The organism is Microbacterium sp. bgisy207 (assembly GCF_057706855.1).
On record NZ_JBYIPB010000023.1, the window covers coordinates 1 to 12,219 of the forward strand.

A 12,219-nucleotide genomic window follows, 5' to 3' on the forward strand; every position below is an offset into this window, starting at 1 on the left:
AGTCGCGGAACAGAACCTCGTCACCGTTGCAAGCGGCACGGCACTCGCTGGCAAGATCCCATTCACCACCAGCTACGCCGCGTTCAGCCCGGGCCGAAACTGGGAGCAGATCAAGACGACGGCCGCGCTCAACGACCGACCGGTGAAGGTCGTAGGTGCGCATACCGGCCTTAACGTGGGTCCGGATGGGGCAACTCACCAAATGCTTGAGGACATCGCTCTCATGCGTGTCATGCCAAATATGGTCGTCGTGGCCCCTGGGGACAGTATTGAAGCGGAAAAGGCGACCCTTGCCATCGCGGGCAATGATCAGCCGTCGTACCTTCGACTGTCGCGAGACAGCACCCCGATATTCAGCACTGCCAGTTCTCCATTTGAGATCGGCCGTGCGTATGTTCTGCGCGAGGGTAGCGACGTCACGCTCGCCGGCACAGGGACGATGACCTATGAGCTGCTGATCGCTGCTGAGATCCTCTCTAAACGTGCGATCGCGGCGGAGGTGATTCACGTGCCTACCATCAAGCCCCTCGATGAAAAGACAATTCTCACCAGCGTACGCAAAACCGGACGCGTAGTGACAGCGGAGGAAGCGCAGATCGCTGGAGGATTCGGCGGCGCGATCGCGGAATTACTGAGTGAGCAGCTGCCGCGGCCACTCCTGCGTTGCGGCGTGCACGACCGTTACGGCGAAAGCGGCCCCCCGCGCGAGCTCCTCGAGGCATTCCGGCTCACGGGGACGCACATCGCTGACTCGGTCGAGCAATTCATGTCGCTTCCATCTGTATAAATGCGAATTTGTTCGCAGCAGCCGCGTACTTGTTTCACCCCCCCCACCACCCAAAGAGAAAGAGATGTCACCAATGAAGATGACCACAAGAGGCCGCGGTGCTCGCTCACTGTCCCTCATCGCACTAACCGCCCTCGCACTGACTGGTTGTGCATCCGGAGTCGACGGATCGACACCATCGTCAGATTCAGCAGGTTCCGGCCTTGCTCCGAAGGTCGACGTGATCGACCCCTCCGTCGCTGACGGTGCCAAAGGTGATGTAGCTCTTTGCGGCAACAACGACAACGGGGCGTTCGGACTGCTCGTTAAATCGTTCAACGAATCCCAGTCCGCAGTCACTGCCACGTACACAGCACTGGGCCCCAATAGCTCCGAGACCCGCCAGCAGGCTATTCAGCGCCTGGATAGCGGCAACGACGACTGTGACATCTACGTGGCCGATGTCGTGTGGACCGCTGAGTGGGCGGCTCAAGGCTGGATCCTCGATCAGAGCGAACTCGTGAAGGAGCACGCCGACGAGCTCATCCCCTCGGTGGTGGACTCCACCACCTACGACGGCCGCAACTGGGCAACACCCTACTTCACCAATGCCGGACTTCTCTTCTACCGGGACGATCGGGTGAGCAAGCCCGACACCCTTCAGGATCTGTATGACCAGGCCGCCTCGAACAAAGACAACGCGATGCTCATCGCGCTTGCCCCGAAAGAGGGTCTGACGACGAACTTCCTCGAAATCCTGTATTCGGCGGGCGGAGCTGTCCTCGATGACCAGGGAAATGTCGTGGTCGATTCCGACGAGACCAGGGCCGTGTTGGATCTGATGAAAGGTGCTCTCGACTCCGGCGCAATCGACCGTGCATCGCTGACGTACGACGATGGTGCCGCACGGACCGCGTTCGAATCAGGAGTGGGCGGCTTCCTCCGGAACTGGCCCAACGCCTACTCGTCGGGCCTTCAGGCACCTGCCGTGCAGGACGTCCTGAAGGTGACCCCCGCGCCGGCCTTCGATAAGGACCACCCTGCCCAGGGCGTGCTGGGAGGCGGCAACCTGGCCATCCCTGTGAACACGAAGAACCTCGCTGGCGCCGTCGCGTTGCTGAACTACGCAGTGAGTCCGGAATTTCAGGCGCAGCAGTTCATCCAGACCGCCTATGCTCCTGTCGTCGACTCCGTGTATGACGAGGCCGATGTCCAGGCTGCGATCCCCTTTGCCGACCAGCTCCACTCGGCTGTCGAGAACGCTAAGTCTCGTCCGAAGTCGCCTGTCTATGCGGAGATCTCAGCTGCAATTTACAACAACGTGTACGCTGCGCTCTCGGGACAGAGCTCGACGGACGATGCGATCAAGAAGATGGTCACGGACATCCAGACCGCACAGGACGCCTTCTAGCATGGCGCAGACCCCAACGATTAACGAGGTCCCCGCTGCCGCCAGGCAGCGGGGGCCTCGCGCCGGCCGCGGCCGGCGAAATATAGACGCCCGTGGCCGCCGTGCCGCCATCGGAATGGTTACCCCAGCCATTGCACTCATGCTGTTAGTGGCGGTGCTACCAATCGGCTACGCAGTATGGCTGTCGCTGCATCAGTACAGCCGCATCCAAGCAGGGCTCAGCCGATTCGTCGGACTCCAGAACTATCTCGAGCAACTCGGCTCCCCCGTCTGGTGGGACTCAGTGCGCTACAGCTTCTCGATCGCGCTGGTGGCCGTGCCGCTGGAACTCATCGTCGGTACAGGCATAGCTCTGCTCCTAAACCTTGCATTCCGAGGTCGAGGCGTACTGCGGTCCGTCCTGCTCATGCCTTACGCCGTGTTGACGGTGGTGAGTGCGCTCATCTGGCAAACGATGTTCGACCCCCACCTGGGACTGGTCACGAATGTGCTCAAAGGTCTCGGTCTTCCCGGCGGCGACACAGTGTGGCTCGCAGACCCCGGCTTGGTCTTCGTTGTCATCATCCTCGCGGAGGTGTGGAAGACGGCACCTTTTGTCGCTCTGCTCGTATTGGCTGGCCTGCAGGTTATCCCGGCCGACGTGTTTGAAGCAGCAAGCATCGACGGCGCTACACGGTGGCAGACGTTCTGGAGAGTGACCCTGCCCCTGCTGGTACCAGCGATCTCCGTCGCTGGCATGCTGCGCCTGCTCGATACCCTGCGCATCTTCGATCTACCGTTCGTCCTCACACGGGGAGCAAACGGCACCGCCACCATGTCGATCGTGGCGTACGACGCACTGCGCGAGAACCGTCTCACTGGAGAAGGATCTGCCCTGTCCATGCTCACGTTCGTCGTGGTGATGATTGTGGCGCTCTTCTATATCCGATTCGCCGGCGGAAACCTTCGCCAGACACCTAAGAGGATGCCCCGATGATGCGCAGACGATCTAGTACTGCCCCTCGAGTGGGGGTGGGTGTGTGGGCGATCATCGTCGTGGTCATGGTGTCTTCACTGATTCCGTTCTACTGGCTGATCAACACGTCGCTGAAATTTGGTCCGGGTCTGTCGACAGCCGACCTCTGGCCAAGGGACCCGTCCTTCCAGAACTACGTAGACGTCCTCAACGACGGAAGATTCCTGACGGCGGTCGGCAACTCAGTGATCGTCGCCTCCGTCACGACCCTACTGGCGCTGTTGTTCGGATCGTCCGCGGCCTACGCGCTAGCTCGCCTGCCCCTACCCCGGAAGGCAGTGATGCTGACTCTGGTCAGCGCGGTCACGACCTTTCCGGTGATCACGATCATCGCGCCGATCTTTGAGATCTGGACTCAGATCGGGTTGTACGACACGCTCATCGGCCTCATCATCCCCAAGCTCACGTTCTCGTTGCCTCTTGCGATCTTCACCTTGACGTCTTTCTTTCGGGAGATCCCATCGGAACTCGAGGAGGCCGCTGCAATTGACGGTTGTGGTCCGATCACCACTTTTGTGCGCGTCATCTTGCCACTCGCGACTCCCGGGCTGGCGGCCACCGCAATCCTGGTTTTCATATCAGCGTGGAATGAGTTCCTGCTGGCCGTCGCGCTCACCTCGACTCCAGCAGCACAAACAGTGCCCGTTGCTATCGCGTACTTCACCGGCGTCAATCAGTTCGAGATTCCGCTAGGGACCATCGCCGCCGCGTCCGTCATCGTGACGATCCCGCTCTTGGCCGTCGTTCTCGTGTTCCAGCGACGCATCGTGGCCGGCCTCACGTCGGGTGCCGTTAAGGGCTGACCCGGGACTACATCAACAGAAGGAAATCCGTATGAACAGCGTGGGTAATCAAGATCGCATACGAGTGGGCGTCGTCGGTGTCGGCTGGGCTGGCGTTCAACACCTCAACGCCTATCAGGCCATCCCAGGGGTAGAGATCGTTGCACTGGCAGCCAAAGAAGCTGATCTTGTCGAGGAACTTGCTGATCGTCATAACATCCCTCACCGGGCGCAGTCCTACGAAGAACTCTTGGAGATCGACGACATAGACGCTGTCAGCATCGCGGTTCCCACTTTCATGCATGCCCCCATCGCGATCGCTGCTCTGCAACGCGGCCTACATGTGCTTAGCGAGAAGCCAATCGCCCGCACCAGCGCCGAGGGTCAACTGATGGTGAACGCCGCTCGCGAAAACGGCCGCGTTCTGGAGATCGTCTTCAACCACCGTCTCCGCGCCGACGTTCAGGCCCTCGCCCAGGCCATCACCGCGGGCGAGATCGGAAGACCTTACTACGCGAAGGGATCTTGGCTGCGCCGGCGCGGTATCCCGCTGATCGGCAGTTGGTTCACCAATGGCGAACTTGCCGGCGGAGGGCCGCTGATTGATATCGGCGTCCACGTACTCGACTACTCTCTGCACTTGCTTGGTGAACCGCGGGTCACACGGGTGAGCGCGTCCACCTACGCTGAGCTCGGTCCGCGTGGTCGCGGCGGCGCACAGCGAGCAACCGCGGACGCCAGTCGTTCGGGCTTTGAGGTCGAGGATTTCGGGTCGGCGTTTCTGCATCTCGAGGACGGAGGAACACTCGTACTCGAGGCAGGCTGGGCAGCGTACCGCTCAATGGACGACCTGATGAATTTCAGCGTGCTGGGCACTGAAGGTGGTGCGAGTCTCGAAGTAATCGGAGGGCCACGCAACCCGTACGGCGATCTCACCGTTTATCGGGACGGCGAAAGTGGAGAAGCAATCGATCAGCGTGTCTTCACCAATGCACCAAACCGAGGCCACGACGGAGTAATCGAGGACTTCATCGCCCACATCCGCGACCCAGACAGCTGGGCGCGTCATGACGGCTCTGTGGCGCTCACGCGCGCGCAGATCATCGATGCGTGCTACTTGTCGGCACGTGAACAGAAGGAGGTATCCCTGTGACCGGGATCAACGTGATGGTGTGGAATGAGGGGTGGCACGAAGTCCATGGGGGCGCCACCAACCTCGCGGACTACTATCCGGGCGGCATCCACGGAGCGATCACCGCTGGAGTGCAGAAGCTGATGCCGGACGCGGTCGTGAGAACCGCAGCTCTCGCCGACCCGGAGCACGGCCTGACCGACGAGGTACTCGACGACGTGGACGTGTTGCTGTGGTGGGGGCACCGGCAGCATGCCGACGTCGACGACGCGATCGTCGAGCGCGTTCATCAGCGAGTCCTTGCAGGGATGGGTCTGCTCGTTCTCCACTCCGGACACCACTCCAAGATCTTCAAACGCCTCATGGGAACCACCTGCAACTTGCAGTGGCGGAACGCGGCAGAGCGGGAGTTGGTATGGACAGTAGCGCCCAACCATCCCATCTCCGAAGGCGTGCCTAACCCGATCGTCATTCCCCAGCAGGAGATGTACGGTGAGCAGTTCGACATTCCCGTCCCCGACGAGCTGGTCTTCATCTCGTCCTTCGCGGGAGGTGAAGTATTTCGCTCGGGAGTGACCTACACGCGCGGCCGCGGTCGGATCTTCTACTTCAGCCCCGGCGATCAGGACTACCCCGTCTACAACCATCCCGACGTTCAGCGCGTGCTTGTAAACGCCATCCGGTGGGCCCATCCCGCCCAGCACACGGTACGGGAATTGCCCGCAGGGTCTAAGCGGGAGCCGGGTTGGTTCGCGTCGTGACACCTGCCGGGGGTCGCGGGACGCGACCCCCGGCAGATGGCGACTTCGACACAACTTCATTCCCATGCTGGATGCTGTCATGAACCGTGCAGTTCTCGTCGCCGGCGAGACGCTCGGCCTCGCTGTCAACGTGGTCCCGGGAAATCTGGCCAGTTCGAGTGCGGCACGGATCGGTTTTGGTGGGGCAGAGTCGACCGTGGCGATCGGGCTACGCAGGCTGGGAGTAGCTTCAACCTGGGTGAGCAGGATTGGTGATGATTCGGTCGGGCGGCTGATCCGTCGTGAGCTAGCTGCCGAGGGTGTTCGGGTAATTGCCCCCACAGGGCCTGGATCGACAGGATTCATGCTCAAGACACGAGAGAGACCGGACCGAACCGACGTGTCCTTCTGGAGACGCGAAAGCGCCGCGACAGCACTTTCCCCATCCGATGTTGATGACGAGCTCCTCCGACAACACTCGCTTATTCACCTGACCGGGATCACCCCAGCGCTGTCCGAATCTGCTCAATCCTTGACCACGAGCCTCATTCAGCGCGCACGATCCTTCGGTATCACGGTGTCGTTCGACATCAACTATCGTTCGCGACTCTGGTCCCGAACCGACGCCAGTGCTTTCCTGCGGGACACTCTTCCCTTTGTGGATGTTCTTTTCGCCGGCCCAGACGAAGCGGCTCTCGTCACTGACGCCCCCGCTTCTGAAGAGATGGCCCGCTCGATCGCTTCCTACGGGCCACAATCCGTAGTCATCAAGCTTGGAGCCCAAGGCTGCATCTCTCTCTGCAAGGGTGAAGTCCTGACCATGTCCGCTCGACCGGCTGCTGTGATCGACACGGTTGGGGCGGGGGATGCATTCGTTGCCGGGTACCTTGCAGAGCTAGTCCTCGGACGGCCTCACGAGCAGAGGGTTAAGACGGCAGTTATTGCCGGCGCGCGTGCATGCGAAGTCGTCGGGGACTGGGAAGGAACCCCTCGTCGAGACGAGTTAATCGAGCGCAACGATCCTGTGATGCGGTGAACACGTGCGTGACGCGCCAAGAAAGGCCTCCGAGGCTTCCGTCGTCCGATGGAGGCAAACCAAGCACACGTCGGCCAGCGGCTGTCCTCCAGTGGGGTGCGGTTTCGGGCCTAGAACTTTCATGAACGGTCACCAAGTATGAGCGACGACACTGTCATCACACCGGCCCGCGCCACACTCTCGGCGGGAATCCTCGGTGGGGGCTTTATGGCGCAGGTGCATAGCCGTGCCCTTCGGGCAGAGGGGGTGCGCCTGCTTAGCATCGCCTCCTCCACACCCTCTAAGTCAGCGCTTGCAGCTGCCGCCCTTGGCATCGAAGAGGCGGTGACAGGTGCGGCCTCGCTTCTCAGCGACAAGCGGGTTGAGGTCGTCCATATCTGCACTCCCAACGATGTACACGCGGCGCAGAGCATTGCGGCCATAGAAGCCGGTAAGCACATCATCTGCGAGAAGCCAATCGCAACTCAGCTCACTGACGCGCTCCGCGTAGTGCAGGCTCAGGAGTCAGCTGGATTGGTAGGCACAGTGCCGTTTGTCTACCGGTACCATCCCATGGTTCGGGAAGCACGAGCCCGCATCCTGGCCAATCGGAGCGTCGTGCTGTCAGTGGATGCGGCCTATATGCAGGACTGGCTTCTTGACAGAGAAGACAGCAACTGGCGAGCGGGTGAATCCGGAGGTGCTTCTCGGGCGTTTTCTGATATCGGCTCGCACGTGTTTGATCTCATCGAATTTGTCACGGGTGAGCGGGTAAAGCGAGTGGTTGCAATAGCCCGGACTGTCTTTCCAGAGCGAGGTGGCATGCCCGTCGATAATGAAGACATCGCCGGGGTCCTCTTCGAACTCGCGGGCGGTGCCCCTGGCTGCGCTCTAATCACGCAGATGGCCGCAGGCCGTAAGAACGGCCTCACGCTCGAAATCCACACGGGAGACGCGGCTTACCGATTCGAGCAAGAACACCCCGACCAGCTGTGGATCGGCCGTCGGGACGGGTCGATCCTCCTCCCCCGTGAAGAACGGCTCCTCTCCAACGACGCCGCTCGACTGAATCGTGTGCCCGCTGGCCATCCCATGGGTTACCAAGACGCATTCAACGCGTTCATCGCCGACAGCTACGCAGCCATCGCAGGGGAGAAGCCGGAGGGATTACCTTCGCTTCGAGACGGGCTGCGTGCCGTCCAACTGACCGACGCGGTGCTCGAGTCGGCGCGCACCCAGTCCTGGATCGACACACCAGTCCTCAACCAGGCAGGAGAACTTTCATGAGTAACCGAAATCCCGTGACCTTATTCACCGGACAGTGGGCAGATCTCCCCTTCGAGAAAGTCGCTGAGTTAGCTGCTGGATGGGGTTACGACGGTCTCGAAATAGCCGCATCCGGTGACCATCTAGATCTCGCTCGAGCTGACGAGGACGAGGCCTACGTGAGCTCCCGGCTTGAGATTCTGGACAGGTACGGCCTAAAGTGCTGGGCAATCTCGAATCACCTCTCTGGGCAAGCGGTGTGCGACGACCCGATCGATTTTCGTCACCAAGCCATTGTTCGCGATTACGTCTGGGGAGACGGAGACGCGGAAGGCGTCCGGCAGCGCGCCGCCGAGGACATGAAACGCGCTGCAAGAGTAGCGCGCAAACTTGGCGTGGACACGGTCGTTGGCTTCACCGGATCGAAGATATGGCCCTACGTCGCCATGTTCCCACCAGTTCCAGCAGAGACGATCGACGCCGGCTATGAAGACTTCGCAACTCGGTGGAACCCCATTCTCGACGTGTTCGACGCTGAAGGCGTGCGGTTCGCCTTTGAGGTGCACCCGAGTGAAATCGCATACGACTACTGGACTAGCGTTCGGATGCTTCAAGCCATCGATAAGCGCGCAGCTCTAGGATTCAACTGGGATCCTTCACACATGGCGTGGCAGGGCGTAGATACCGTCGCATTCATCAGTGATTTCCAAGACCGGATCTATCACGTCGACTGTAAGGACACTCGACTCCGAGCGTCCTCCGGGAGGCAGGGCATTCTCGGTTCTCATCTTCCTTGGGGGGATCCGCACCGCGGGTGGGACTTCGTCTCAACTGGCCACGGTGACATTCCTTGGGAAGATGCATTCCGTGCCCTCGCATCAATCCAATACCGGGGACCCATCTCGATCGAATGGGAGGATGCGGGGATGGATCGACTGCACGGTGCCGCCCAGGCCCTAAATTATGTCCAGTCGCTCCTTTGGGAACTACCCACCGCTCCATTCGACGCAGCCTTCAGTAAACAAAACCCGGAACCAATAAGTGGCACTTCGGACATCCGGTGGGGGTGAGCGCGAGCATGAGAGCGTTCACGCGCAGCCGGACTGGGAGCGGGTGCACCGGGAGCTCGCGCGGGTCGGGGTGACGCTGAAGCTGCTGCATGGCGAGTACGTCGACGCCTGCCGGGCCGACGGGGCGACGGCGATGGGTTATGACCGGTTCTGCAAGACCTACGGCCAGCATGTGCTGGTCGCCGGCGCTGCCTCACGGGTTGGTCACAAGGCGGGGCAGACGGTCGAGGTCGACTGGTCCGGCAAGACGATGCAGCTGACCGACCCGGTCACGTTGCAGCAGACGCGGGTGTTCTTGTTCGTCGCGGCGCTGCCGTTCTCGAGGTTCGCGTTCGTGGAACCGACGCTGGACATGCGGCAGGACACCTGGCTACACGCGCACGTCGCGATGTTCGACTGGTTCGGCGGCTCGGTTCCGCGGATCGTGCCCGACAACCTCAAGACCGGTGTCATCTCCCACCCGGCGGAGGGTGAGGTCGTGCTCAACGACGCGTATCGGGAGCTTGCGGCGCACTACTCCGCCGCGGTGCTGCCCGGGCGGATCAAGAAGCCGAAAGACAAGGCCAGTGTCGAGAACACCGTCGGGAACATCGCGACCTGGGTGATCGCGGCGCTCCGCGACCGGCAGTTCGCGACCCTGCCGGAGTTGCGCACGGCGGTCTATGAGCGGGTCGCTGCGTTCAACGCGGAACCGTTCCAGAAACGCGCAGGGTCGCGATTGGGGGTGTTCGAGGCGGAGGAGAAGCCGCTGCTGCGACCCCTGCCACAGGTCCCGTTCGAGATCTCGCGGTGGATCTACCGGCGTCGAGTGCAGAAGAACGGGCACGTGGTGTTCGAGCGCAACTTCTACTCCGTCCCGTTCCCGCACATCGGCCGCAGCGTTGACCTGCGAGTCACCGACAGGACGCTGGAGGTGTTCGCCGGGCAGGAGCGGTTGACCAGCCATCTCCTCGCCCCCACGGGTGTCGTGAATGAGTATCGGACCCACGACAGCGACCTGCCCGACGGGCCCCGCTACCGGCAATGGGACGCCGAGCGTGTCCGGGAATGGGCAGCCCGGATCGGCGAGCACACCACGACGGTCGTGAACCGAATCTTCGAGTCCGTTCCGGTCGATGAGCAGGGCCTGGACGCGGCGTTGGCGGTGCTGCGGCTGACCCGCCGCTACTCTGCCGCCCGAGTCGAAGCGGCCGCCGGCATCGCGCTGGCGTCCCGGGTCCGCTCGCCGCGTTACGCGCACCTGCGGCCGATCCTCGAATCGCGGCAAGACGATCCCGGCAGCCGTGATGCCTGGTCGACACCTGCGTCACAGCCGGAGCCAGCAGGCTACGTCCGCGGCGCCGACTACTACGCCGGCGGCGGTGTCCGATGAGCCGCCTCGACTCCGCGCTGGGCATCGCGTTGGCGGTGACCATGGCCCTCGTCGCCGTGTCACCGGCGATCCCATCGGCGCTGCCTCTTGCTGGTGCCGCCTCACTCGCCGTCGGCGTTCTCGGCTTCCTGCAGCTGCGACGCCCGCAACGCCTTATCGCGGCCATTCTTGTTGTCACGGGGGTCGCCGCGCTGGTTACCGCACTCGTCCTCGGGTACCGGTTCGACCCGGTCGAGGTGTTCGGATTGAACCAGACGCTCTTGGGCATGCTCGCGGCCGTATCTTTCGTGGCGACGATCACGCGGGAGGAGCCCGAGGTCTCGTCCCGGCTGACTGGGGCGGCGGCGGTGTGGCGGACTGCAGTGGTAACCCACATCCTCGGAGCGGTGATCAATCTGAGCGCCGTGAACCTCGTCGGCGATCACCTCGCCCGTCGAGGGCGGCTGTCGATTGCTAACGCGCTCATGCTGTCACGCGCGTTCTCCCCGGGCGCGTTCTGGTCACCGTTCTGGGCGGCCAGTGCGGTTGCGTTCACGTACGCGCCTACGGCGCAGTCCGGCGTGCTCGTGCTGTGCGGGTTGATCCTCGCGGTGGTCAGTTTGGCGATCGGGGTCGCTTTGCTCGTCCGCGCCTTCGGGGATGAGCTGCCGTCGTACACCGGATTCGCGATCGGCGTGTCCATGCTGCGGATCCCGCTCTCGTTGGCCGCGCTTGTCATCGTTGGCCACGCACTGCTGCCCTCGGTCGACTTGTCTGTGATCGTGCTGCTCGCCTCGTTGCTGGTCACCGTCGCCAGCCTTATGACGAGGCATCCCCGGCGGATGCCGAGGATCCTCGCCGCCCATGTTGTACGCGGTCTTCCCCGGATGCGCGGCGAGGTCACCTTGTTCACCGCAGCCGGCGTCCTCTCCGTCGGGATGCGGGCACTCGTCGACGCCGCAGGCTGGAGCGCCCCGGTGACCGAGTTCACCGTGCTGACGGCATGGTTGCTTGTGATCGCCATGATTCTGGTCTCATTCGCCGGTGTCCACCCCGTCATCTCGATCGCGGCGGCCGCCGCCCTCTTCGCATCGACCCACCCGAACCCCACCCTGTTTGCTATGGTCGCCATGATCGCGTGGGGCTGCGCCGCAGCGGTAGGACCGATCTCCGGGCTGAACGTATACCTCGCTGGCCGCTACGATGCGAACGGCTTCGTCGTGGCGCGACGCAACTTGCCGTACCTGGGCGTGGTGGTCATCCTCGCGCTTCCGGTGCTGTTGTTGTGTGACATGCTGACCTGACCGCGGTGTGGTTCGTCGTGACACAGATCGGCGACCCGGCACGACTGATCCTGCCTCCCTCCGCGAGTCACCAGCTCTATCTCGACACCCGCGAGGCGATGGGTCTCAATGACCCGATCTGGGAGCAATTCTTCCGGTCCTTCTCAGGCTGGATTCGTGGCGACTTCGGCAACTCCATCTGGCAGGGCGTGCCCGCTTTGGACCTCGTGCTCAGCCGGGTGCCTGCGACTCTGCTGCTCACGTTCTGCACCATGGCGATCGCCGTCCCGATCGCGTTGGGGCTCGGCATCCTCTCCGCGCTGCGTCCCAACGGTGTGCTCGACCGGGTGCTGACGACGATCTCCCTCGCCGGCGTCTCGATCGCCGA

11 protein-coding genes and 1 pseudogene are annotated in these 12,219 nt (G+C 62.4%); all 12 read left to right on the forward strand.

Annotated elements, in window-relative coordinates; all coding sequences use genetic code 11:
- Nucleotides 1–787: transketolase family protein (locus AC3ENO_RS14655; protein WP_434971320.1), on the forward strand; the 787-nt coding region annotated here is incomplete at its 5' end.
- A 220-nt stretch (nt 788–1,007) separates the two neighbouring features.
- Entirely contained in the window at nt 1,008–2,177 is a 1,170-nt protein-coding gene (locus AC3ENO_RS14660) for an extracellular solute-binding protein (RefSeq protein ID WP_434971321.1), read from the forward strand.
- A gap of 139 nt (nt 2,178–2,316) precedes the next feature.
- Nucleotides 2,317–3,153 carry a carbohydrate ABC transporter permease gene (locus tag AC3ENO_RS14665; RefSeq protein WP_434971322.1) on the forward strand — a complete coding sequence of 279 codons (837 nt, stop codon included), beginning with the start codon at nt 2,317–2,319 and terminating at the stop codon, nt 3,151–3,153.
- A gap of 41 nt (nt 3,154–3,194) precedes the next feature.
- A complete protein-coding gene (locus AC3ENO_RS14670) occupies nt 3,195–3,995 on the forward strand; it encodes a carbohydrate ABC transporter permease (protein ID WP_434971323.1) in 801 nt (266 codons plus the stop codon).
- A 31-nt stretch (nt 3,996–4,026) separates the two neighbouring features.
- Nucleotides 4,027–5,127 (forward strand): Gfo/Idh/MocA family protein, encoded by a 1,101-nt coding sequence (locus AC3ENO_RS14675; RefSeq protein ID WP_434971324.1) that lies wholly within the window; start codon nt 4,027–4,029, stop codon nt 5,125–5,127.
- 14 nt (nt 5,128–5,141) lie between these two features.
- Nucleotides 5,142–5,867, forward strand: coding sequence for a ThuA domain-containing protein (locus tag AC3ENO_RS14680; protein ID WP_434971329.1), 726 nt, complete (start codon nt 5,142–5,144; stop codon nt 5,865–5,867).
- Between the two features lie 64 nt (nt 5,868–5,931).
- Nucleotides 5,932–6,882: a sugar kinase gene (locus AC3ENO_RS14685; protein WP_434971325.1), complete on the forward strand. Its 951-nt coding sequence runs from the start codon at nt 5,932–5,934 to the stop codon at nt 6,880–6,882.
- A 138-nt stretch (nt 6,883–7,020) separates the two neighbouring features.
- Nucleotides 7,021–8,148 carry a Gfo/Idh/MocA family protein gene (locus tag AC3ENO_RS14690; RefSeq protein WP_434971326.1) on the forward strand — a complete coding sequence of 376 codons (1,128 nt, stop codon included), beginning with the start codon at nt 7,021–7,023 and terminating at the stop codon, nt 8,146–8,148.
- Nucleotides 8,145–9,197 (forward strand): sugar phosphate isomerase/epimerase family protein, encoded by a 1,053-nt coding sequence (locus tag AC3ENO_RS14695; protein WP_434971327.1) that lies wholly within the window; start codon nt 8,145–8,147, stop codon nt 9,195–9,197. Before AC3ENO_RS14690 ends, AC3ENO_RS14695 begins: the two co-directional genes overlap by 4 nt.
- Nucleotides 9,193–10,569 (forward strand): annotated as a pseudogene (gene istA / locus AC3ENO_RS14700) (IS21 family transposase); the annotation flags it as partial. The gene AC3ENO_RS14695 and the pseudogene istA, both read left to right, overlap by 5 nt.
- The gene (locus AC3ENO_RS14705) at nt 10,566–11,852 is read left to right on the forward strand and encodes a hypothetical protein (protein ID WP_434971328.1); all 1,287 of its coding nucleotides are present in this window, start codon (nt 10,566–10,568) and stop codon (nt 11,850–11,852) included. The pseudogene istA and the gene AC3ENO_RS14705, both read left to right, overlap by 4 nt.
- Before the next feature lie 17 nt (nt 11,853–11,869).
- Nucleotides 11,870–12,219 (forward strand): ABC transporter permease family protein (locus AC3ENO_RS14710; RefSeq protein WP_488185791.1); only part of this gene is annotated, 350 nt, incomplete at its 3' end.